Origin of the sequence: Gluconacetobacter tumulisoli, assembly GCF_014174155.1 — a bacterium.
In the GTDB taxonomy this organism is placed as follows: domain Bacteria; phylum Pseudomonadota; class Alphaproteobacteria; order Acetobacterales; family Acetobacteraceae; genus Gluconacetobacter; species Gluconacetobacter tumulisoli.
In genome coordinates this window covers 62,382-84,314 of record NZ_JABEQM010000001.1, presented here as the reverse complement: position 1 = coordinate 84,314, position 21,933 = coordinate 62,382, and the positions used below count along the sequence as shown (strand labels likewise).

Below are 21,933 nucleotides of genomic sequence, written 5' to 3'. Positions count from 1 at the left end.
GACGCCTTTTCAACCTAATGTTCATCCTTACATAGGCCGATCGGGTGACATTCACACCCCCATGCCCGGTCTTTCTTGCCCCACGAGGGCAAATTCACCCCGTCCGTCCCCCGGGCAGGTCGCCGAACAGGCCGCTTTCCGCCACCGTCGTCCCGGGCAGCAACGCGATCCGCACGCCCGCCAGGTCCGGCACATGGCAGATCCCGGCCAACGGCACCGCCGCCACGCGGCCACCGCGATGCAGGGCCGGCAGCGTCCGCCAGGCCCGCGCCGGCCAGCGCGACCGCCACCCCGGGGGCGCCCAGCGCGCGACCGGTCCCGCCGCGCCGAACGTCACGCCATCCAGCACGGTTCCGGGGGGCGCCCACAGGACGAACCGTCCGTCCCAGCAGGCCCCGGAACGGGCCGGAACCGCGTCGGCCATCGCCGATTCCTCGCGCACCGCCAGCCAGACCAGCCCGGCCCGGCGCAGCGCCGGGCCGGCCGGCACCAGGCAGGCCCCGCCCAGGGTCGCCGCCCGGGGGGCGTTGACCAGTGCGGCCACCGCCTGGCGCGGCGGCGGATAGTCGCGTCCCGAGACCGTCCGCAGCACGGAGGCCAGTATCCGGGCGGACAGCAGGTCCGCCGGCAGCGCGACCCAGCCCCCCGGCGCATATTCCGCCCGCGCGGCCAGCATCGCGGCCTGGTCGCGGTCCGCCGCCATGCGCGCCCGTCCCGCCCGCGCCGCCGACCGGCCGGCCCGTGCGGCGTGATCCGGATCGCGGGCCAGCGCGTCGCGCACCCGTGCCCGCTCGGCGCGCCGGTCCGCATTCGACGGATCCTCGACCCACGCCAGCCCGGCGTGGCGGAGGGTGGCGCGCAGCCTTTCCTTTCCGAATCCCAGGAACGGCCGCACCAGCCGCAGGTCCGCCGTCGACGAGATCCACGCCATGCCCGCCAGCCCGTCGGGACCGCTGGCGGCGCGACGACGGATCACGATCGTTTCCGCCTGGTCGTCCGCATGATGTCCCAGCAGCAGGTCGACGATGCCCGCCTGCCGGCAGGCCTGCGTCAGGGCGGCGTAGCGGGCGCGCCGCGCGCGATCGGCCAGGCCGGGGCCGCGCATCAGGCCGTCCAGTACCAGGAGGTCGGCCGGAATGCCGAGACCATGCAGCCGGTCCAGCGTCAGGCGCGCCTCCTGCCCCGATTCGGCGCGCAGCCCGTGATCGACCACCAGTGCCCGTACCGCGCGCCGCCAGCGCGCCGCGAGGAATGCCAGGCAGAGACTGTCCGCCCCCCCGGACACCGCGATGCCGACCGCCGGCATGTCCGGCCCGTCGGGCACCCAGGGGCCGAGTCCGGCCATCACCCGTCCGAACGCCGCATCATCCACCGGGGCGTCCGACGGGCCTTCCGGGAGGCAGAGCCGGTCGGCCACGCCTTTCAGGCCGGTGTCAGTGGCATCCCGCGCGGGTGCGATAGCTTGCCTCCGCCGCGCGGACCTTGGGCGCGGGGGACGGGAATTCGCTTTTCAGCTTGCCCAGCGCCTGGCAGGCGGACGTCTTGTCGCCCAGCGCCAGCAGGGTCGCCGTCACGCCCAGCAACGCGTCCGGCGCCCTGGCCGAGCGCGGCGCGCGATTATAGGCATCATAATAAGCCACCGCGGACTGGCGATACTGCTTCTGGCCGGCCAGGGACTGCGCCAGCAGGAACTGGGCGTCGACCTGGCGCGGACCGCGCGGACCCGCCAGGGCCTCCTGCGCCGCGACCTGCGCGCCGGCATAATCCCGGCGCAGCAGCGCGGCATTGCCTTCCTGCAGCGCGGCCTCGGCCGTGCGCTTGGCGGGGGCGGGGGCCGGGGCGGCGGGTACCGGCGCGGGCCCCGCGGCCGACGGCGCAGCCGCCGCCCCATGTCCGTTCTGGGCCGCGAAATTCATGTCGTCGATCTGCTTCGACATCGCCGCGTTCTGGGTCTGGACCTGGTTCGTCAGCTGGTCCAGTTGCCCGCGCATGTCGCGGACCTCCTGCTCCAGCGTGCTGACGCGGTCCAGCAGCTGCGCCGTCAGGTCGCCGTTGACCGGCGCCGACGGCGCGGTACCGGGCGCCACCGGGGGCGGCAACGCGCCGCCCGAACCGGCGGCGGACTGAAGCTGCGACATCTGCTGGCGCAAATCCATGATCTGGTCCTGCAACGCGATGCCCTCGCGGCTCGTCACGTCCTGGGCCAGCGCCTGCACCGGCGGGAGGACGCACAGGCCGGCCAGCAGTGCCAGGGCCGGCAGTCCCGGCGCCAGGAGGGAAGCGCGGAAGGAAGGAGGGCGGAATGCGACAGACCGCATGAACGGATTTCCCTTGCAAGACGGCAGAGCTTTTCGGATGGCGGTCCCAGGGGACCCACCACGCGTCCTGCCCCTTACCTAAAACAAAACCGGCCAGGCGATAAGCGCCTGGCCGGTTCCATCCGGGTCCGAAAAGATCCGGCAGGCCGGATCAGCGAACCGAAGTAATCGCGTTACGGTTCTGGGCCCACGACTGCTCGTCATCGCCCGTCGCCGTCGGACGATCCTTGCCGTAGGAGATCGTGGTGATGCGCGAGGCGGCAACGCCCTTCGCCACCAGGTAGTCGCGCGCGGCGTTGGCGCGGCGCTCGCCCAGGGCGATGTTGTATTCCTCGGTGCCGCGGTCGTCGCAATTGCCGGCAACCTGGATCGTCACCTGCGGATACTTGGCCAGCCAGGCGGCCTGACGGTCGAGCGTCGCCTGGGCTTCGGTGGACAGGTTGTTCTTGTTCAGGTCGAAGAACACGCGATCACCGACATTGGCAACCAGGTCGGCTTCGCTGCCGGGCGTGACGCCAGTGCTCTGCGCGGCGGCGCCGGTTCCGGTCGTTGCGCCCTTGTCCGAGTTGTCACCAGAGCACGCCGCCAGAAGCACGGCCATGCCAAGCGCACCAAGAAGCTTCAGTCTCATTCTTTTTGATCCTGAGATCGGTTCCCTTATTGGAACCATATGATTAAGTTGCCGGGTAAAGTCTCTGGTCCCGACACTCGTTTTGTTCCGCCAACAACCGGGCGACAGAACGTTGCGAACACTGGAGACCAGTTGCCCGTTAGCGCCAGACATGACTAATCGTCAAGGTGTCCGGAACACATACCCGTCATCTTGTTTTCGTATCGACCGGAAAAGCACAGTAGAGTGCCTTTCCGGTCTTGAATGTCTTGAATGTTTAACCGTTCAGCGGCGACCAGGCCGGGTCCGACGCGCCACCCACGGGGATCGCGCGTTCGTGAAATCCGGTGATGTCGACGGTGCTGATCCCCGACGAGAACCCGGCCCCGCCGGCCCCGGCCGCCGTCTGGCGGCAGAAGGCCAGGACCCGTCCGTTCGGGCAGAAGGACGGGCTTTCGACCGTGAAGCCCTGCGTCATAATCCGCTCGCCCGTGCCGTCCGGTGCCATCACGCCCAGCGAGAAGCTGCCGTTGGCGATTCGGGTGAACGCGATCAGGTCGCCGCGCGGTGACCAGACGGGCGAGCCATAGGTTCCGCTGCCATAGGAAATCCGCTTCGCCGCGCCGCCGCCCGCACTCATGATATAAAGCTGCGGGATGCCGCCGCGGTCCGAATTGAAGACGATCTGCGATCCGTCGGGGCTGTAGCACGGGCTGGTGTCGATCGCGCCGGAACTGGTCAATTGCCGCTTGGCCCGGGTCACCAGGTCCACGGTGAAGATGTCGGACCCGGCGCCGCGCGTCGCCGACAGGATGACCGACCGCCCGTCCGGGGCGAAGCGCGGGGCGAAGGAAATCCCCTCGAAATCGCCCAGCAGCTGCTGCCGCCCGGTCGCGAGGTTGAGCATGTAAACCCGCGGACGATTATTGGCATAGGACATGAATGCCAGCTGGTCGCTGGTCGGGCTGAAGCGCGGCGTCAGGGTCAGCCACTGGCCGCCCGACAGGTAATGGCTGTTGGCCCCGTCCTGGTCCATGATCGCCAGGCGCGTCGTCTGGTGCGCGCGCGGGCCCGACCGCGCGATATAGGCAATGCGGGTGTTGAAATAGCCCTTCTCGCCCAGCATGCGCTCATAGATCACGTCGGAGATGATATGCGCGATCTTGCGGACGTCGGCCGCCGCCGCGGTATAGGCGGTGCCCTGGATCTGCGTCCCCGTCAGCACGTCCCACAGGCGGAATTCCACACGCAGCGCGCCGCCGCTGGCCGTGGCCGTCCCGCTGACCAGCGCGCGGGCGCCCAGCGATTTGTAGGTGCCGAAATCCGGCACGCCGACCGGCAGCGTACCCGCGATGGGACGGAACAGGCCGCAATTCCCCAGGTCGGACGACACCACGTCGCTGACCTGCTGCCCGAAATCGCCGCCCAGCGCCGGAATCACGATGGGAATCGGTTCCGAACGCGCCTGGTCCACCGTGATCTCGGCGGCGCCGGGCGCGGGCGCCCCCTGCGCCAGGGCCGCCAGCGGCGAAGACAGGAGGCCGCCGGCAATGCCCGCGCCGATCAGGCCGCGGCGGCCGAAGGCGCTGGCCAGCAGCGATGCATCCACATCGGAAATCATCGGAAAATCATTCGGACGCATGGGGTTCTTCTCCTCGGCCCGCCACATGGTGATCTGTCGTTTCTTCATGGGCGGAAAACGAATTTCAATTGTCGTGTCTGTCCCAGCAAATTCTTCGGCAACGGCAGCTGCGCGCAGGTCGGGCTGAGCACTGCGGCACGCGCCCGTTCCGCCAGGGCGCGATAGGACGGATCGCCATCCACCCGTGCCTGGGTTTCCGGGGCGAACTGCACCAGGCGCGCCATGCCGGTCGAATCCACCGTCACGACCAGATGGGCCACGAATTGGGCATAATTGCGGGCCGCCGTGTCCTCGGAATAACAGCGGCGCACCGCGTTGCCGATCGCCTTCTGGTCGGCGGCGTTCAGCGCGCTGGTGATGTCGCCGTCCGGGGTGCCGCCGCCCTCGGGCGCGCCGCCCTGCAGCGGATTCGCGCGCGCCTTGGGCGGATGGGTCTGCTTCTGGTCGGCGCGGAACGCATCCAGCGTCGCCAGCAGGGAATGGGTGTCCGGCACCGCCTTCTTCGTCGGGTTGGGCTGCGTGACGTGCGAGAACTGCTGCGTCTGCGGCAGCGCATTGGGTTCCGGCTGCGGCGAGGGCGGGGCCACGGCGTGCGACGGCACCGGCGGGGACGGCGGCGTCGGCGGCGCCTTCACGGCGTCGGGCGACGGCTGCTCCACCTTGGGCGGAACCGGGGTGTCGGGCAGCTTCACCGGCGGCGTCTCCGGCGGCGGCGGCACGGGCGGGGGCGGCGGCGGCGGGGGCGGTGCCTCCTCGGGCGGGGCCTTTTCCGGCGGAGTGGGGGCGGGCGGGGCCTCCTGCGGGACAGGGGCCGGGGCCGGCGCGGGCTTGGGTGCCGGCTTGTCCGCCTTGTGGGGCGCGCCGCCGCTGTCGGACGCGGTGAATTCCATCTCCACCGTCGGCGGCGGAGGCGGTTCGGGCGGAATGGGCGACGGCAGCCCCAGCAGCACCGCCAGCAGCAGCGCGACATGGGCGCAGCCGGACACCAGGACCGACCGCCGCATCAGAATGATTTCGGAACGACGCGGCTGAACCACGACGGTGATGCTCCTACCCGGCGAACGGGCGATCAGGGCGCCGCACCGCCGGACGGCGGCTGCTGGGCCAGCAGGGCGACATGGGTGAAGCCGCCGGCGGTGATCCGTCCCATCACCTCCATGACGCGGCCGTAATCGATGTGGGAATCTCCGCGCACGAAGATCCGGTGCGCCGAGTCGTTTTCCGACGCCGCGCGCAGCTGGTCCACCAGCTGGTCCGACGACACCGGGTTGTCACCCAGGTACAGGGCCCCATCCGACCGGATGGACACGGTGATGGGCTTGCTGTCCGCGTTGACGGGCGCGGCATCGGTCTTCGGCAGGTCCACATTGACGCCGCTGGTCATCATCGGCGCGGTCACCATGAAGATGATCAGCAGCACCAGCATGACGTCCACCAGCGGGGTGACGTTGATGTCCGACATGGGGCGTCGGCGGCCGCGACGGCCCCCGCCTCCACCGAGCGAAACGCCCATGGTTCAGCCCCTTTCCTCGGACTGGCGCGACAGGATGGCGGCGAACTCGGTGCCGAACGCGCCCAGCCGGTCCTCGAACAGCGCCAGGCTGTTGTTGATGACGTTATAGGCGATCACGGCCGGGATCGCGGTCACAAGGCCGATGGCGGTGGCGAACAGCGCCTCGGAAATGCCGGGAGCGACGACGGCCAGGTTGGTGTTGTGCATCGCCGCGATCGCCCCGAAGGCGTGCATGATGCCCCATACCGTCCCGAACAGGCCGATGAACGGCGCCACCGGCCCGATGGTGGCCAGGAAGATCATCCAGCGGCCCAGCCGTTCCATCTCACGCGTGATGGTGATGGTCATGGCGCGGTCCACGCGTTCCTGCACGCCGCCGCGGGCCAGGTCGACGCCGGCGATCCGCGCCGAGCGGCGCCATTCGCCCATGGCGGCCCCGAATACCGCCGCCAGCGGATGCTGCGGCTTGGCGCCGTCGGATTCGTACAGATCGTCCAGGCTGCCGCCCGACCAGAACCGGTCCTCGAATTCCGAAGCCTGGCGGTTGACGCGCCGCAAGGTCACGATCTTGTCGAAGATGATGCCCCACACGACGATGCTGCTGAGCACCAGGCCGATCATCACCAGTTTGACGACGATCGCCGCGTGTAGGAACAGACTCCAGAGCGACAAACCGCCGGCCGCAGCCGCGCCCAGATTCGCCGCGTTAACCGCTTGGTCCAAAAACGCCTCCTGCACCTTCTGCCCGCAGCCGCGTGATCGCGATTCCGACCGCCGCGCGGGGCAGTCTGACACTGCACTCCAGTGCGTTCCTTATAGGCTTCCGCAGGAAAGCAGAAGCACCCCCGCCGCTGTTCCCCATGGCGGGACGAAGAATTGTCGCCCCGGTCCCGTCAGTCCACCAGTCCGCCCAGAAGATCACGCCATAACGGCGGAAATCGGGCAGGCCGGCCGTCGGAGACGCGGATGCAGGCCAGGCGGATATCCATTTCGGCGCATCGTGTCCGGCCCAGCAGGAACAGCTGTTCCAGGCGGCAGCTGGCCGAGCCCAGTTCGGTCAGGCGCGTGGTGACGGTCACCAGATCGTCCAGGCGCAGCGACTGGCGGTACCCGATGGCCGCGTGCTGCACGACGAAGGCCAGCCCGTAGTCCTCCAGCAGGGCGGAAACCGGCTGGCCCAGGCCGCGGATCGCCTCGGTCCGCGCGCGTTCGGCGAAGGCGAGGTAGCGGGCGTGGTAGACGACGCCGCCGGCATCGGTGTCCTCGTAATAGATCCGGAACGTGATGCCGTGCCTCATGCGTCGTCCTCTCGCAACAGGTCGCCCTGGCCGGGGACCGCCGCCGGCGGGACCAGTCCCAGGTGGCGCCAGCCTCGCTCGCCCAGCATCCGGCCGCGGCTGGTCCGCAGCACCAGCCCTTCCTGGATCAGGTAGGGTTCGACCACGTCCTCGATCGTGTCGCGGGCCTCGGCCAGGGCGGCGGCCAGCGTTTCCACCCCCACCGGGCCGCCATGATGATATTCGGCGATGCGGCGCAGATAGCGCCGGTCCATCCCGTCCAGCCCTAGCGAATCGACCTCCAGCCGCGACAGGGCGGCGTCGGCCATGGCCCGGTCCACCGGTCCGGCCGACGGCCGCCCGACGGACGCGAAATCGCGCACCCGGCGCAGCAGGCGGCCGGCGATGCGCGGCGTGCCGCGCGACCGGCGGGCGATTTCCTCGGCTCCCTCGGGCGTCAGGTCGAACTGCAGCTTCTGCGCCCCGCGCGAGACGATCAGGCGCAACTCCTCGGCCGTGTAGAACACCAGGCGCAGCGGGATGCCGAACCGGTCGCGCAGCGGCGTCGCCAGCAGCCCCGCCCGCGTCGTCGCCGCCACCAGGGTGAAAGGCGAGAGGTCGATGCGCACCGACCGCGCGGCCGGCCCCTCGCCGATGATCAGGTCCAGCTGGAAATCCTCCATCGCCGGATACAGCACCTCCTCGATGGCGGGCTGCAGGCGGTGGATCTCGTCGATGAACAGCACGTCGCGCGGCTGCAGGTTGGTCAGGATCGCCGCCAGGTCGCCCGCCCGCTGGATCACCGGGCCGGAGGTCGCGCGAAACCCCACGCCCAGTTCCCGCGCCACGATCTGCGCCAGGGTGGTCTTGCCCAGGCCCGGCGGGCCGTGCAGCAGCACATGGTCCATCGCCTCGCCGCGCTTGCGGGCGGCGGCGATGAAGATCGCCAGATTCTCGCGGCTGGCCTTCTGGCCGGTGAAATCGTCCAGGGTCTGGGGACGCAGCGTGGCCTCGGCCGCGTCCTCCGCGCCGCGTGCGGCGTCGACCGTGCGTTGCGGCGTATCGGTCATCGCGCCAGCTCCCGCAGGCTTTCGCGGATCACGACGTCGAGATCCGCCTTATTGTCCAGCCGGGCGACGATCCGCGCCACCACCGGCTGGGCCTCGACACGCCGGAATCCCAGGCCCGCCAGCGCCAGCAGCGCATCGGCCTCGACCCCGCCACCGGCCGCCTGGACCGGCATCGCGATCCCCGGGCCCGCCGGCATCCGCCCCGTCTTGTCGCGCAGTTCGGTCAGGATCCGCTCGGCCAGCCGCGCGCCGACGCCGGGCGCGCGGGTCAGGCTGCCCTTGTCGGCCGAGGCGATCACCGCGATCAGCTCGGCCGGCGACAGGGACGACAGGATGGCCAGCGCCACCTTCGCCCCCACGCCCTGCACCGTCGTCAGCAGGCGGAACCATTCGCGTTCGGCGCTTTCGGCAAACCCGTACAGCAGGAACGCGTCCTCGCGCACCACGGTCTCGACCAGGACCCGCGTCGTCTCGGGCGGGCGGGGCAGGACGGACAGCGTGCGGGTCGAGGCCTGGACCAGGTAGCCGACGCCATTGACGTCCACGACGCAGCGATCGGCCTCCACCTGGCTGACCAGGCCCGTCAGGTGCGCGATCATGCCATGCGCGTCCCGGCCATCACGCGCAGGGCGCTGGCGCGGTGATGCGCGTGGCAGATCGCGACCGCCAGCGCGTCCGACGCGTCGGCCCGGCGGATCGTGGCCCCGGGCAGCAGGCGGCGCACCATCATTCCCACCTGGTCCTTGCTGGCGGCGCCGGTGCCGACCACCGCCCGCTTCACCGCCATCGCACCGTATTCGGAAACCGCGATCCCGGCCAGCGCCGGCACCAGCAGGGCGACCCCGCGCGCATAACCCAGCTTCAGCGTCGAGGACCCGTTGCGGTTGACATAGGTTTCCTCGACCGCCGCCTCCTGCGGGCGGTGGGCCTGCACCAGCGCCAGCAAGGCGTCATGCAGCAGGCGCAGCCGCTCGGGGACCGGGCTGTCGCCATCGGTCGCGATCACCCCGTCGGCGACATGGCACAGCCGGTTGCCGTCGACATCGACGATGCCCCAGCCCGTGAAGCGCAGGCCCGGATCGATGCCCAGCAGCCGGACCATGCGGGCGGTCAGGCCGAAAGCCTCTCGGCCACGTCGTCGGGCAGGTCGAAATTCGCGTACACCGCCTGCACGTCGTCATTCTCCTCCAGCACGTCCACCAGCTTCAGCAGGCTGCGCCCCTTGTCCTCGTCCAGGGTGACGACGGTGCCCGGGCGCCAGTCCAGCCGGGCGCTGGCGGGCTCGCCGAAACGGGCCTCCAGCGCGTCGCGCACGGCGAAGAACGATTCGACGGGGCAGGTGATTTCGTGCGTCTCGTCCGATGATTCCACGTTCTCGGCCCCGGCCTCGATCGCGGCCTCCAGCATCTCGTCCTCGCTGGCGACGGATGCCGGATAGGTCACGACGCCCAGCCGGGTGAACATGAAGGACACCGAATTGGTCTCGCCCAGCGACCCGCCATGCTTGGAGAACGCGGCCCGCACGTCCGACGCGGTGCGGTTGCGGTTGTCGGTCAGGGCCTCGACGATCACCGCGACGCCGGCCGGGCCGTAGCCCTCGTAGCGGACCTCGATGTAATCGTCGCCGCCACCGGCGCCGGTGGCCTTCTTGATCGCGCGCTCGACCGTGTCCTTGGGCATGTTGACCTCGCGCGCCGCCGAGATCGCGGCGCGCAGGCGCGGGTTGGACGCCGGATCCGGCAGGCCGGACCGCGCGGCGACCGTGATCTCGCGGATCACCTTGGCGAATTGCCGGGCCCGCCGCGCGTCCTGCGCGCCCTTGCGGTGCATGATGTTCTTGAACTGGGAATGACCCGCCATCGTTCGTCTCTAACCTTCGTCTTCAATCCCTGGGCGCGGTGCGATCGGGCGTGCCCGATCATGCGCTCTTATCCCGTGTACCGGTGGTCCGTGCAGGCATCGTCCTGCCGGACGGTCAGACCAGCCGGCCGTGGCAATGCTTGTATTTCTTGCCCGACCCGCAGGGGCACAGGGCGTTGCGCGGCGTTTCGCCCCAGCTGGACGGATCGTCGGGCATGATCGCCGCCGCCCCGATCGGCGTCGCCATCGTCACGTCCGGCGCCGTCCCGCCCAGGGCCGGCAGCAGGCCGGGGGCGGGTTCCGAGGCCAGTCCCGGCACCCCGGGGTCGGCATGGATCTCGGCCATGCCCGACTGCGCGATGCCGGCGAACGGGGCGTTGGTGGGGAACGGCGTGCTGGGAAGCGGCACCCCCGTGAAGGGATTGTCCATCACCGGCGGCGCCACCTCGACCCGCGCCATGGTCGAGGTCACGCGCAGGCGCAGATCGTCCAGCATGGCGGTAAAGAGCTGGAAGGCCTCATGCTTGAATTCGTTCAGCGGGTCCTTCTGGCCATAGGCGCGCAGGCCGATGCCCTGGCGCAGCTGGTCCAGCGCCAGCAGATGTTCCTTCCACACGGAATCGAACGTGGTCAGCAGCACCTGCTTCTCGATATAGCGCATGATCGCGGGGCCGAAATTGGCGGCCTTGGTCGCCTGGCCCTTTGTCGCGGCCTGTTCGATTCGCGCGGTGACCGTCTGGCCGTCCACGCCGTCTTCCTTCGCCCAGTCGGCGATCGGCAGGTCCAGCCCCAGGACCGCGCGCGCTTCCTCGGCCAGTTCGGCACTCTGCCACTGTTCGGCGAAGGCGCGCTCGGGGATATGCCGGGCCACCATCTCGTGAATCACGTCGGCGCGCATGTCCTGCACCGTCGCCGCCACGTCGTCGGCCGCCATGTATTCCCGGCGCTGGGAATAGACCTCCTTGCGCTGGTCGTTCATGACGTCGTCGTATTTCAGCGTGTTCTTGCGCATGTCGAAGTTGCGGGCCTCGACCTTCTTCTGCGCACGCTCCAGCGCCTTGTTGATCCAGGGATGGACGATCGCCTCGCCTTCCTTCAGGCCCAGGCGCTGCAGCATGCCGCCCATCCGCTCGGTCCCGAAGATCCGCATCAGATCGTCTTCGAGCGAGATGAAGAAGCGCGAATTGCCCGGGTCGCCCTGTCGCCCGGCGCGGCCGCGAAGCTGGTTGTCGATGCGCCGGCTTTCATGGCGCTCGGTGCCGATGACGTACAGGCCGCCCGCCGCCTTGACGATGTCATGATATTCGGCGACCTGGGCGCGGATCTCGCCCTCGCGGCGGGCACGTTCCTCGGGGTCCTCGACCCCCGCCAGTTCCTGGCGGATGCGCATCTCCACATTGCCGCCCAGTTTGATGTCGGTGCCGCGGCCGGCCATGTTCGTGGCGATGGTGATGGCCCCCGGCGCGCCGGCCTGGGCCACGATGGTGGCCTCCATCTCGTGGAAGCGGGCGTTCAGGACGCTGTGCTTCACGCCGCGCTTGTTCAGCAGCTCGGACAGGTATTCGCTCTTCTCGATCGAGGTCGTGCCGACCAGGACCGGCTGCGACGTCTTGGCGATTTCCTCGATCAGGGTGCTGACGGCGTCGTATTTCTCGCGGGCGGTCAGATAGACCTCGTCATCCGCGTCCTGGCGGGACACCGGCAGGTTGGTCGGGATCTCGACCACGTCCAGCTTGTAGATCTCGGCGAACTCGTCGGCCTCGGTCATCGCGGTGCCGGTCATGCCCGACAGCTTGGGATAGAGGCGGAAATAATTCTGGAAGGTGATCGAGGCCAGCGTCTGGTTTTCCTGCTGGATCTCGACATGCTCCTTGGCTTCCAGCGCCTGGTGCAGCCCGTCGGAATAGCGCCTGCCGTCCATCATCCGGCCGGTGAACTCGTCGATGATGATGACCTTGCCGCCGCGGACGATGTAATCCACGTCGCGCGCGAACAGCGTGTGCGCCCGCAGCGACTGCTGGACGTGATGGATCACCGCCACGTTGTGGATGTCGTACAGCCCGCCCTCGACCAGCACCCCGGCCTCGCGCAGCATGGCCTCGACCTGCTCGGACCCCGCGTCGGTCAGGATGACGGAGCGGAATTTCTCGTCCTTCTCGAACGCCTCCGGCGTCTTCACCAGCTCGTTCACCACCGCGTCGACCGAGCGATAGAGGTCGGAGCTGTCCTCGGCGGGGCCGGAGATGATCAGCGGCGTGCGCGCCTCGTCGATCAGGATCGAATCGACCTCGTCCACGATCGCGTGGTGGAAGGGCCGCTGGACCATGTCCTCGATGCGGTACTTCATGTTGTCGCGCAGGTAGTCGAACCCGAACTCGTTGTTCGTGCCGTAGGTGATGTCGGCCTGGTAGGCGGCGCGCCGTTCCTCGTCGGGCATGTTCGGCACGATGACGCCGGTGGTCAGGCCCAGGAAGGAATACAGCTTGCCCATTTCCTCGGCGTCGCGGCGGGCGAGGTAGTCGTTGACCGTGACCACATGCACGCCCCGGCCGGACAGCGCGCTGAGATAGACCGCAAGGGTGGCGACCAGCGTCTTGCCCTCGCCGGTGCGCATCTCGGCGATCCGGCCGGCATGCAGGACCATGCCGCCGATCAGCTGCACGTCGAAATGCCGCATGCCCAGCACGCGGCGCGCGGCCTCGCGGGCGACCGCGAAGGCTTCGGGCAGAAGAGAATCCAGCGATGCACCGCCCGCGATCCGGTCGCGGAATTCGGCCGTCTTCGCCGCCAGCGCCCCGTCATCCAGCGCACGGACCTCTGCCTCCAGCGCATTGATCTCCGGCACGCGGCGCTGAAACGCCTTGAGCGAGCGATCATTGGCAGTTCCAAACAAGGCACGGGCAAGACTGGCGAACATGTAGACCTTCCGGAATGGCGCGGCTCCGCACCCGTCCGGACCCCCGGGCAGGCTGGAACTGTAGGAATGGCATTCTCGCGCGGCATCTGAGATAGGACCCACGCCGCCACCGGTCAACCGAAGCGACCGCCTTCCGGCCACGGCGCGACGGGGCGCGGCGCGCGCGGGGCAGCCTTGCAGGACCGGGCAGCCTCGGCCATGATGCCCCGAGACGCTTTATATCTTAGGGTTTTCAACACATGCGGCTTTCCAGCCCGGCAGCCTCCTTCATGGCGGCAGCCCTGCTCGCTCCTGCGCTTTTCGTTCCTCATGCCCATGCCGCCCCCCCCGCGGCGACGCCGGCCGCACCGGCGGCGGCCCCGGCCGCCCCGGCCAATCCGAACCCGGTGGTCGCGACCGTGAATGGCGAGGACATCCATCTGGACGACGTGCGCCAGGCCGCGGCCTCGATGCCCGCGCAACTGCGCCAGCTGCCGCCCAACATGATCTTCCCGATGCTGCTGAACCAGCTGATCGACCAGAAGGCCATCCAGGCGGCGGCCCTGCGCTCGGGCATGCAGAACCAGCCGGACGTCCAGGCGCAGATGCATGCCGCCGCCACGAACGCGCTGCAGAACGCCTATCTGTCGCAGCAGGTCACCCCGACCCTGACGGACGCGGCGATCCAGGATTATTACAACCAGAACTACGCCAACAAGAAGCCCGAGACCGAGATCCACGCCCGCCACATCCTGGTGGCGACCGAGGCCGAGGCGACCAGCATCATCAAGCAGCTGAAGGCCGGGGCCGATTTCGGGGCGCTGGCGGCCAAGCTGTCGACCGACAAGGCGTCCGCCAAGCAGAACGGCGGCGACCTGGGCTGGTTCAAGAAGGGCGACATGCTGCCGGCGTTCTCGGACGCGGCCTTCGCCATGAAGCCCCACACCTTCAGCCAGACGCCGGTTCATTCGCAGTACGGCTGGCATGTGATCGAGGTGCTGGACACCCGCACCGCCGCCGTGCCCAAGCTGGACGCGGTACGTGACGAGATCCGCCAGAAGCTGATCCAGCAGGGCGTCCGCCAGGCGGTGGACAAGGCGGTGGCGGCGGTGACCGTCGTGCGTTACGATCCCAGCGGCAAGCCGGTCCCGGCCACCCCGGCCCCGGCGGCCCCCGCGAAGAAGTAAAGGCGGGCGGCCCACGCCGCCTTCACCCGGCCCTTTCATCGGGGCCGGGCACTACCGCCCCCGTAGCCGCGCAGGATAGAAGACCGGACCGATGGCAGCTTCCCTTCCCGTATCCCCCCTCGCCCGGCCGATGCCGGCACTGACGCCGCTGGCCGGCGTCCGGTTCGGCGCGGCCGCCGCCGGCATCCGCTATACGGGGCGAACGGACCTGGTCATGGCCGAATTCGCGCCCGGCACCACGGTCGCGGGCGTCTTCACCCGCAGCAAATGCCCCGGCGCCCCCGTCGACTGGTGCCGCGCGGCCCTGCCGGAGGGCACCGCCCGCGCGCTGGTGGTCAATGCGGGCAACGCCAACGTCTTCACCGGCCGCGCCGGGTTCGAGGCCACGCAGGCCAACGCCGCCGACGCCGCCCGCCTGGTCGGCTGCGCGGCCAACCAGGTCTTCCTGGCCTCGACCGGCGTGATCGGCGAGGTCCTGCCGTACCAGAAGATCACCGCCGCCCTGCCCGGCCTGTACGCCACCCTGTCGGACGACGGCTGGGCCGATGCCGCGCGCGGCATCATGACCACCGACACCTTCCCCAAGGGCGCCGTCCGCGAAACCACGATCGGCGGCACGCCCGTACGCATCCAGGGCATCGCCAAGGGCAGCGGCATGGTGGCCCCCGACATGGCGACCATGCTGTGCTTCGTCGCGACCGACGCCGCCTTGCCGGCCCCGGTCCTGCAGGCGCTGCTGTCCGCCGGCACGAACAGGAGCTTCAACCGCACCACGGTCGATTCCGATACATCGACCTCGGACATGGTGCTGCTGTTCGCGACCGGGCAGGCGGGCAATCCCCCCATCGCGTCCGAGACCGACCCCGCCCTGGCCGCGTTCGCCGAAGCCCTGGACTCCCTGCTGCTGGAACTGGCGCTGCTGGTGGTCCGCGACGGCGAGGGCGCCACCAAGCTGATCCGCATCCAGGTCACCGGCGCCACGTCCGACGAATCCGCCCACCGCGTGGCGCTGGCCGTCGCGAACTCGCCGCTGGTCAAGACCGCGATCGCGGGCGAGGACGCGAACTGGGGCCGCGTGGTCATGGCCGTCGGCAAGAGCGGCGAACCCGCCAACCGCGACACGCTGTCGATCGCGATGGGCGGGGTCTGGATCGCGCGGAACGGCACCGTCGTGGCGGGATACGACGAAACGCCAGTCGTCGCGCACATGAAGGGACACGAGATCGACATCGACATCGACCTGGGCCTGGGCAACGGGGGCAGTACCGCTTGGAGCTGCGACCTGACCCACGGCTACATCGACATCAACGGATCCTACCGAAGCTGACCGCCGGCGCGGGCCGGCCCGTCCCAGCCTTCGATAATCCCCGTCCCAAGGACCCGCACCATGTCCGTCAAGCCTTTTGGGTCCGATACGCCTTTCGGCGCCAGCCCGTTCGGCCGCGTCCCGCCCCGCCATGTCTGGCTCTATGCCGGTTTCTGGTTCCGTGTCCTGGCCTGGTGGATCGATACGATGGTCCTCTGCGTCCTCGGCTGGGCGATCAGGCTTGCGGTGGCGCCCAGCCTGTCGATCACCGTCCTGGACAATGGGACGGGCGGCGGGATGGGGGGCGGCAAGTACCAGATCGCCGACATCGTGCCCGTCGATTATTCCTATTCGTACAACATGGTCCAGCCGACCTGGCATGGCAGCGGCCTGTATGAATTCCTGCAGTTCGTGCTGCCGGCGCTGTATTTCATCCTGTTCGAGGCCTCGCGCCTGCAGGCCACGCCGGGCAAGCTGGTGTGCCGCATGCGCGTCACCGACCTGCAGGGCGGGCGGATCAGCGTCCGCCGCGCCATCGGCCGGTATTTCGGCAAGTTCCTGTCCCTGCTGCTGTGCGGCTTCGGCTTCCTGATGGTGATGTGGACGGCGCGCAAGCAGGCCCTGCACGACCTGCTGGCCGGTACCTGCGTGATCCGCCGGCAGGAGGAGGCCCTGCTCAGCTTTACCCCGCCGGGCTGACCCCGGCGTGGAGGGAGGTTCCATGACCCTTTCCCCGCCAGCCCCGTTCACGCCCGCCGCCGTCGCCGACACGCTGGACCGGATCCGGGCGCGCACGCCGCTGATCCATAACATCACCAACATCGTCGTGGCGAACAGCACCGCGAACGCCCTGCTGGCCATCGGCGCATCGCCCGCGATGGTCGAGGCCGAGGAGGAGGTCGCGCAGCTCGTCCCCCTGGCGGCGGCGCTGGTGGTCAATGTCGGCACGCTGACCGTGCCGCAGGCCGCAGCCATCGCGCGGGCCACCCGGGCGGCCCGACTGTCGGGCACGCCGTGGATCCTCGATCCGGTCGCGGTGGGGGTACTGGATTTCCGCTCCCGCGTCGCGCTGGACAGCCTGGCCGAGGGTCCGCGGGCCATTCGCGGCAATGCGTCGGAAATCATGGCGCTGGCGCATCTGCGCGGGGCGGGCGGCGATGCCCCGCCGCCAGGGCGCGGGGTCGATTCGCTGTCCGGCGCGGCCGAGGCCCTGCCCGCCGCGCGAGACCTGGCGCGGGCCACCGGCGCCTGCGTCACCGTCAGCGGCGCCACCGACCACATCACCGACGGGTCCCGGGTGGCGACGGTGGCCAACGGCCACCCGATGATGACCCGCGTGACCGGGCTGGGCTGCACGGCCACCGCGATCGCCGGCGCCTGCCTGGCGGTCGCGGACGATGCCATGGCCGCCTGCGCCCACGCCATGGCCCTGATCGGCCTGGCCGGCGAACTGGCCGCCCGCACGGCGTCGGGGCCCGGCAGCCTCCAGGTCGCGATCCTGGATATGCTGTACCGTCTGGACAGGCAGGCGATACTGGACCATGCGCGGATCGCCCCCCTCGAACCCTGATCCGATCTTCCCTATACAGGGATCCCCGCCCGGTCCGCACCGGACCGTTCCAACGGCAACAGGAGGCCCCGAACAGGCATGCCGGTTTCCCCCGTTTCCAGAGTCCCGTCCCCCCGTTCCCCGGGGAAGGCCGTCCATCGGAGAGGGGTATCCAGCCTGCTCGCGGCGCTGTTCCTGGTCCTGGCGACAGGCGCGCGGCCGGCCCTGGCCGCCGATTCCGCGCCCGCCCCTGCCCCCGCCATGACCGCCCAGCAGGCACGGCAGGTGCTGGACGTCCTGAACGATCCGCAGAAGCGGGCGGACTTCACCCGTACCCTGTCGGCCATCGCGGGCGCGATGCCCGTCGCGCCCTCCACCCCTTCCGCACCCGCACCTGCCCCCGCGGCCAAGCCCGCCCCGGCGGACACGTCCGACGACGTGGGGCTGGAACCGGACAGTCTGGGCAGCGACGTCATCGGCGAATTGTCAGGCATACGCGACGCCACGGTGCGGCAGGCCCGGCAGTTCGCCGGCCTGTTCTCCGACCTGGCCTTCGTCGGGCGCTGGGTGCGCAGCGAACTGGCCAGCCCGCAGTCGCGCCAGACGCTGCTGGACGCCTTCGCGCGGGCCGGGGCGATCGTCCTGGTGGCCCTGGCCGCCGAACGCGGCCTGTCCATCGCCCTGCGCCGGCCGCTGACCGCCGTGACGGCGCGCGCGGTCGAGGCCGAACGGCGCCTGAACCGGCGCGCGGTGGAGGCCCCCCCGGTCACCGAGACCGCGCCCGAAACGGCGGCCGAGCAGAAGACGCAGGAAACCCGCCAGCAGGACGACCGCAAGCAGCATGAAACCCTGCGCATCATCGGGCGCATCCCGTTCTCGCTGCTGCACCTGCTGATCAAGCTGGTTCCCGTCGCGCTGTTCCTTGGCGTCGGCTACGCGGGGGCAGCCTTCCTGACCGTCACCGACCAGGCGGAACTGGTGACCCTGACCCTGACCAATGCCTATGTCATCGCGCGGGGCGTCTATCTGCTGGTCGAAACGGTCTTCGTCCCGAAATCGCCCACCATCCGCCTGTGCAAGGCGTCGGATTCCACCGCGCGGACGGTGATCCGCTGGTGGACCCTTCTGGTCGCGGTACCGTCGATCATCGTCTGCCTGTCGTCGCTGGGCGCGCTGTTCCACCTGGCCCCGCGCGGGACCCAGGCGCTGATCCGCGCCATCGTCCTGGGCGAACATATCCTGATCGCCCTGTTCATCTGGCGGATCCGCCGGTCGGTCGCCGGCGCCCTGCAGCCGCCCGCACGGTTCCGGGGACGGTCGTTCTGGATCTTCGTCGGACGCCTGGCGCAGTTCTGGTGGCTGCCGGCCATGGTCTTCGACCTGGCGCTGTGGCTGGTGTGGGCGACGCAGGTGCGCGGCGGCTATGCCTGGATCTGGCGCACGACCGCCCTGACGGTCATCGTGATCCTGCTGTCGCGGGTCCTGGCGGTGCTGGCCTTCGGCGTGCAGAATCGCCTGTTCCATGTCAGCGACGATATCGAGGCCCGCTATCCCGGCCTGCAGGCGCGGGCGGATTACTACTACCCCTTCGCGCGGCGCAGCCTGTCGGCGCTGCTGGTCTTCGCAACGATCGTCATCCTGCTGCAGGCGTGGGGAATTCCCACATTCGCCTTCTTCCTGCACGGCGCGCTGGGCACCCGCATCGTGGCCGCCGTGCTGTCGATCCTGATCGCCTTCACCGTCGCCGCGGTGGTCTGGGAAATCGCCAATGCGGCCCTGCAGACCCAGATCACCCGCTTCGAGACGACCGAACAGGCGTCCCGCGCGATCCGGCTGCGCACCGTCCTGCCGATCATCCGCACCGTCCTGCTGACCTTCATCGTCATCATCGTCGCCGTGACGACCCTGTCGCAGATCGGCATCAACGTCGCACCGCTGCTGACCGGCGCCGGCATCCTGGGCGCCGCCATCGCCTTCGGATCGCAGAGCCTGGTCAAGGATTTCATCACCGGCTTCTTCATGCTGGTGGAAAACGCCATGCAGGTCGGGGACTGGGTGACGGCGGGCAGCGTCTCGGGCACGGTCGAACATCTGTCGATCCGCACGCTGCGGCTGCGCACGACGTCGGGCGACGTGCATATCATCCCGTTCTCCTCGGTCACGTCGATCGCCAACACCTCGCGCGACTACAACGTCATCATCGTGTCCTTCATGCTGGACCTGAGCGAGGATCCGGACCGCGTCGCCGCCATCCTGGCCGACGTGGTGGCGGGCATGCGCGCCGACGACGCCTTCGCCCCGCTGATCCTGTCGGACTTCACGTTCCTGGGCGTCGAGGTCGCGGACGGAAACGGGGCGAAATTCCTGGGGTCGATCCGCACGACGCCGGGAACCAAATGGAAGGTGTCGCGCGAATATTACCGCCGCTTGGGCCTGCGCATGGTCAAGGAAGGCGTGAAATTCCCGATCCCGACGGCCATTTCCATGATGACCAATTTCGGGCCGGCCCCGCTGCGCATCGGCCAGGACGCGCCCGAACCGCCCCATCCGGACCCCGCCCATGACTGACGCCGCCGCCCCTTCCATCGAACAGGTCGAGGCCCCTCTGCGCACCGACGGATTCGCCTTCCTGCGCGCGCCGGTGATGCAGGCCCTGCTGACCCCCTGCGGACTGACGGACTGGGCGGGCTTCGCCGACAGCTGGAACCGCCTGGGGCTGGACCGCTACATGGCCGATGGCGGCCGCTATCGCCGCCGCCGGCACGCGACCTTCACCGTCACCGCCGAGGGACCGGAGCGCAAGAAGCACCAGCCCCATTACCAGAGCCGCGACTACAACGAACTGAATGGCGGCATCGAACGCTGGTTCCGCCCGGTCGAGACCCCGATCGGCACCCACCCGGCCCTGCTGGCCATCCTGCGCCTGATGCACCGGCTGGTGACGGATCTGACGCCGCCCGACGGGCGGCCCGACGCCTGGCATGCCGAAATCCATCAGTTCCGGATCGAGGCCCGTCCGGGCGAACCGGGCGAACCGACGCCCGAGGGGCTGCATCGCGACGGCGTCGACTGGGTCCTTGTCCTGATGGTCCGGCGCGAGAACGTGGCCAGCGGCGAGACCTCGATCCACGACCTGCATCGGCGGCAGGTCGGCCAATTCATCCTGGCCGAACCGCTGGACGCGGCGCTGGTCGACGACAACCGGGTCTATCACGGGGTCACCGCCGTCCGGCCGATCGACCCCACGCGCCCCGCCTATCGCGACGTGCTGGTCGTGACCTTCCGGCACCAATAGGGCCGCGCCGCGCCGACATGCTGTTCAGTACCCAAGGCTTCCTGCTGGGCTTCCTGCCGGCCACGCTGATCCTGTTCCATTTCTGCGCCCGTCGCCGCACGGCCCGGCAGGTCGTGCTGGTGGGCGCGTCGCTGGTGTTCTACGGGCTGTGGGACTGGCGCTTCGTCCCCGCGCTGGTCGGGCTGACGCTGGTCAACTGGGGGCTGGGCCGCGCGTGGGCGGCGACCGGGCAGAGGATCTGGCCCGTCGCGGGGCTGGTGCTGAACCTGCTGATCCTAGGCTTCTTCAAATATGCGAACTTCTTCGCCGACAGCATCGCGACCGCCCTGGGACGGCATCACGCGGCCTGGGCGATCATCCTGCCATTGGGCGTGTCGTTCTTCGTGTTCCAGAAGATCGCCTATCACGCCGACCTGCTGCGCGGCGGCCGGCCGGTGCGCAGCGTCCTGGACTTCCTGGAATTCGTCACCTTCTTCCCGCAACTGATCGCCGGCCCGATCGTCCGGCACAGCGAGATCGTGCCGCAATTCGAAAACGACCCGCACGGCCCCGCCCTGTGGGAAAACCTGTCGCGCGGATCGATGCTGCTGCTGCTGGGGCTGGCGAAGAAGGCCGGCCTGGCCGACAGCCTGGCGCAGATCTGCAACCCCCTGTTCGACCAGGCGGCGCATGGCGCGGCCCTGAACATGGCGCAGGGATGGCTGGCGGCGATTTCCTACAGCTTGGAAATCTTCTTCGATTTTTCCGGCTATTCCGACATGGCGATCGGCATGGCGCTGCTGTTCGGGCTGCGCCTGCCGTTCAATTTCGACGCACCCTATCGCGCGACCAGCATCCGGATCTTCTGGCAGCGCTGGCACATGACGCTGTCGCGTTTCCTGCGCGACTACCTCTACATCCCGCTGGGCGGCAACCGGAAGGGCGCGGCGCGGCAGGTCGCCAACCTGGTCGCGACGATGATGCTGGGCGGCCTGTGGCATGGCGCGGGATGGACCTTCGTGGCCTGGGGCGCGCTGCATGGCGCGGCCCTGTCGGTCAACCATGTCTGGACGCGGATCCGGACGGGGAGCGGCGTCCGGCTGGCCACGCCGGTGGCCTGGGGCGCGACCATGCTGTTCGTCATCGTGGGCTGGGTCCTGTTCCGCGCGCCCGATTTTCCGACCGCCGCACGGATGCTGCATGCCATGTCGGGCCTGCAGGGCGTGGGCCACGTGAAAATCCACGACGCCGCCCTGTTCTGGATCGCGCTGGCGGTGGCCCTGATCGGGCCGTCGTCGCAGGCTGCGGTGTTCGCGATGCGCCCCGCCCCGCTGCTGGCCGTGCCGGCGGGCGTCGCCTTCGTGCTTCTGCTTCTGCTGATCGGGGGGCGGATTCCGGATGCGTTCATCTATTTCCAGTTCTGAGGGGCCG

At 69.5% G+C, this 21,933-nt stretch carries 20 protein-coding genes; 7 read left to right on the top strand and 13 right to left on the bottom strand.

Annotated elements, in window-relative coordinates; all coding sequences use genetic code 11:
* Positions 1-94: 94 nt before the first annotated feature.
* The 13 genes from tilS to secA all read right to left on the bottom strand — a co-directional run bounded on the left by tilS (position 95) and on the right by secA (position 13,207).
* Positions 95-1,372, bottom strand: a complete 1,278-nt coding sequence (gene tilS, locus HLH28_RS00395; RefSeq protein WP_338029621.1) for a tRNA lysidine(34) synthetase TilS — start codon at positions 1,370-1,372, stop codon at positions 95-97.
* A gap of 61 nt (positions 1,373-1,433) precedes the next feature.
* Positions 1,434-2,318 carry a tol-pal system YbgF family protein gene (locus tag HLH28_RS00390; protein ID WP_182953068.1) on the bottom strand — a complete coding sequence of 295 codons (885 nt, stop codon included), beginning with the start codon at positions 2,316-2,318 and terminating at the stop codon, positions 1,434-1,436.
* A gap of 151 nt (positions 2,319-2,469) precedes the next feature.
* Positions 2,470-2,949 (bottom strand): peptidoglycan-associated lipoprotein Pal, encoded by a 480-nt coding sequence (gene pal, locus HLH28_RS00385; protein ID WP_182953065.1) that lies wholly within the window; start codon positions 2,947-2,949, stop codon positions 2,470-2,472.
* A gap of 256 nt (positions 2,950-3,205) precedes the next feature.
* Positions 3,206-4,570, bottom strand: coding sequence for a Tol-Pal system beta propeller repeat protein TolB (gene tolB, locus HLH28_RS00380; protein WP_182953790.1), 1,365 nt, complete (start codon positions 4,568-4,570; stop codon positions 3,206-3,208).
* Between the two features lie 44 nt (positions 4,571-4,614).
* On the bottom strand, positions 4,615-5,607 hold the full coding sequence (locus HLH28_RS00375; protein WP_182953063.1) for an energy transducer TonB: 993 nt from the start codon (positions 5,605-5,607) through the stop codon (positions 4,615-4,617).
* Between the two features lie 32 nt (positions 5,608-5,639).
* On the bottom strand, positions 5,640-6,083 hold the full coding sequence (tolR, locus tag HLH28_RS00370; protein ID WP_182953061.1) for a protein TolR: 444 nt from the start codon (positions 6,081-6,083) through the stop codon (positions 5,640-5,642).
* A gap of 3 nt (positions 6,084-6,086) precedes the next feature.
* Positions 6,087-6,806: a protein TolQ gene (tolQ, locus tag HLH28_RS00365; protein WP_182953059.1), complete on the bottom strand. Its 720-nt coding sequence runs from the start codon at positions 6,804-6,806 to the stop codon at positions 6,087-6,089.
* A 170-nt stretch (positions 6,807-6,976) separates the two neighbouring features.
* Positions 6,977-7,381, bottom strand: coding sequence for a YbgC/FadM family acyl-CoA thioesterase (locus HLH28_RS00360; RefSeq protein WP_182953057.1), 405 nt, complete (start codon positions 7,379-7,381; stop codon positions 6,977-6,979).
* Complete coding sequence (ruvB, locus tag HLH28_RS00355) at positions 7,378-8,430, bottom strand: Holliday junction branch migration DNA helicase RuvB (protein ID WP_182953054.1); 1,053 nt, start codon at positions 8,428-8,430, stop codon at positions 7,378-7,380. Before ruvB ends, HLH28_RS00360 begins: the two co-directional genes overlap by 4 nt.
* Positions 8,427-9,029, bottom strand: a complete 603-nt coding sequence (ruvA, locus tag HLH28_RS00350) for a Holliday junction branch migration protein RuvA (protein ID WP_182953052.1) — start codon at positions 9,027-9,029, stop codon at positions 8,427-8,429. The genes ruvB and ruvA overlap by 4 nt, the downstream gene beginning before the upstream one ends.
* Positions 9,026-9,532 carry a crossover junction endodeoxyribonuclease RuvC gene (gene ruvC, locus HLH28_RS00345; protein ID WP_182953050.1) on the bottom strand — a complete coding sequence of 169 codons (507 nt, stop codon included), beginning with the start codon at positions 9,530-9,532 and terminating at the stop codon, positions 9,026-9,028. Before ruvC ends, ruvA begins: the two co-directional genes overlap by 4 nt.
* 8 nt (positions 9,533-9,540) lie before the next feature.
* Positions 9,541-10,290, bottom strand: coding sequence for a YebC/PmpR family DNA-binding transcriptional regulator (locus tag HLH28_RS00340; protein WP_182953047.1), 750 nt, complete (start codon positions 10,288-10,290; stop codon positions 9,541-9,543).
* 115 nt (positions 10,291-10,405) lie between these two features.
* Entirely contained in the window at positions 10,406-13,207 is a 2,802-nt protein-coding gene (secA, locus tag HLH28_RS00335; protein ID WP_182953045.1) for a preprotein translocase subunit SecA, read from the bottom strand.
* A 239-nt stretch (positions 13,208-13,446) separates the two neighbouring features.
* On the opposite strand from secA, the gene HLH28_RS00330 reads away from it, so the two are divergent.
* From HLH28_RS00330 to HLH28_RS00300, 7 genes are all read left to right on the top strand, one after another.
* Positions 13,447-14,373: a peptidylprolyl isomerase gene (locus tag HLH28_RS00330; RefSeq protein ID WP_182953043.1), complete on the top strand. Its 927-nt coding sequence runs from the start codon at positions 13,447-13,449 to the stop codon at positions 14,371-14,373.
* A gap of 91 nt (positions 14,374-14,464) precedes the next feature.
* Complete coding sequence (argJ, locus tag HLH28_RS00325) at positions 14,465-15,700, top strand: bifunctional glutamate N-acetyltransferase/amino-acid acetyltransferase ArgJ (RefSeq protein WP_182953041.1); 1,236 nt, start codon at positions 14,465-14,467, stop codon at positions 15,698-15,700.
* 60 nt (positions 15,701-15,760) lie between these two features.
* Positions 15,761-16,378: an RDD family protein gene (locus tag HLH28_RS00320; RefSeq protein ID WP_182953039.1), complete on the top strand. Its 618-nt coding sequence runs from the start codon at positions 15,761-15,763 to the stop codon at positions 16,376-16,378.
* Between the two features lie 22 nt (positions 16,379-16,400).
* A complete protein-coding gene (gene thiM, locus HLH28_RS00315) occupies positions 16,401-17,249 on the top strand; it encodes a hydroxyethylthiazole kinase (protein WP_182953037.1) in 849 nt (282 codons plus the stop codon).
* Positions 17,250-17,327: 78 nt separating this feature from the next.
* Positions 17,328-19,796 (top strand): mechanosensitive ion channel family protein, encoded by a 2,469-nt coding sequence (locus HLH28_RS00310; protein WP_182953034.1) that lies wholly within the window; start codon positions 17,328-17,330, stop codon positions 19,794-19,796.
* Positions 19,789-20,523, top strand: coding sequence for a 2OG-Fe dioxygenase family protein (locus HLH28_RS00305; RefSeq protein ID WP_182953032.1), 735 nt, complete (start codon positions 19,789-19,791; stop codon positions 20,521-20,523). Before HLH28_RS00310 ends, HLH28_RS00305 begins: the two co-directional genes overlap by 8 nt.
* Positions 20,524-20,540: 17 nt before the next feature.
* The gene (locus HLH28_RS00300) at positions 20,541-21,926 is read left to right on the top strand and encodes an MBOAT family O-acyltransferase (RefSeq protein WP_182953030.1); all 1,386 of its coding nucleotides are present in this window, start codon (positions 20,541-20,543) and stop codon (positions 21,924-21,926) included.
* Positions 21,927-21,933: the final 7 nt, after the last annotated feature.

Bases quoted from the DNA above. Each gene is read 5' to 3' on its own strand.
- HLH28_RS00360 (WP_182953057.1), bottom strand. From the start codon at position 7,381: ATGAGGCACGGCATCACGTTCCGGATCTATTACGAGGACACCGATGCC.
- HLH28_RS00305 (WP_182953032.1), top strand. From the start codon at position 19,789: ATGACTGACGCCGCCGCCCCTTCCATCGAACAGGTCGAGGCCCCTCTG.
- tolB (WP_182953790.1), bottom strand. From the start codon at position 4,570: ATGCGTCCGAATGATTTTCCGATGATTTCCGATGTGGATGCATCGCTG.
- HLH28_RS00300 (WP_182953030.1), top strand. From the start codon at position 20,541: ATGCTGTTCAGTACCCAAGGCTTCCTGCTGGGCTTCCTGCCGGCCACG.
- ruvB (WP_182953054.1), bottom strand. From the start codon at position 8,430: ATGACCGATACGCCGCAACGCACGGTCGACGCCGCACGCGGCGCGGAG.
- HLH28_RS00340 (WP_182953047.1), bottom strand. From the start codon at position 10,290: ATGGCGGGTCATTCCCAGTTCAAGAACATCATGCACCGCAAGGGCGCG.
- ruvC (WP_182953050.1), bottom strand. From the start codon at position 9,532: ATGGTCCGGCTGCTGGGCATCGATCCGGGCCTGCGCTTCACGGGCTGG.
- argJ (WP_182953041.1), top strand. From the start codon at position 14,465: ATGGCAGCTTCCCTTCCCGTATCCCCCCTCGCCCGGCCGATGCCGGCA.
- thiM (WP_182953037.1), top strand. From the start codon at position 16,401: ATGACCCTTTCCCCGCCAGCCCCGTTCACGCCCGCCGCCGTCGCCGAC.
- pal (WP_182953065.1), bottom strand. From the start codon at position 2,949: ATGAGACTGAAGCTTCTTGGTGCGCTTGGCATGGCCGTGCTTCTGGCG.
- ruvA (WP_182953052.1), bottom strand. From the start codon at position 9,029: ATGATCGCGCACCTGACGGGCCTGGTCAGCCAGGTGGAGGCCGATCGC.
- HLH28_RS00320 (WP_182953039.1), top strand. From the start codon at position 15,761: ATGTCCGTCAAGCCTTTTGGGTCCGATACGCCTTTCGGCGCCAGCCCG.
- HLH28_RS00310 (WP_182953034.1), top strand. From the start codon at position 17,328: ATGCCGGTTTCCCCCGTTTCCAGAGTCCCGTCCCCCCGTTCCCCGGGG.
- tolR (WP_182953061.1), bottom strand. From the start codon at position 6,083: ATGGGCGTTTCGCTCGGTGGAGGCGGGGGCCGTCGCGGCCGCCGACGC.
- secA (WP_182953045.1), bottom strand. From the start codon at position 13,207: ATGTTCGCCAGTCTTGCCCGTGCCTTGTTTGGAACTGCCAATGATCGC.
- HLH28_RS00330 (WP_182953043.1), top strand. From the start codon at position 13,447: ATGCGGCTTTCCAGCCCGGCAGCCTCCTTCATGGCGGCAGCCCTGCTC.
- HLH28_RS00390 (WP_182953068.1), bottom strand. From the start codon at position 2,318: ATGCGGTCTGTCGCATTCCGCCCTCCTTCCTTCCGCGCTTCCCTCCTG.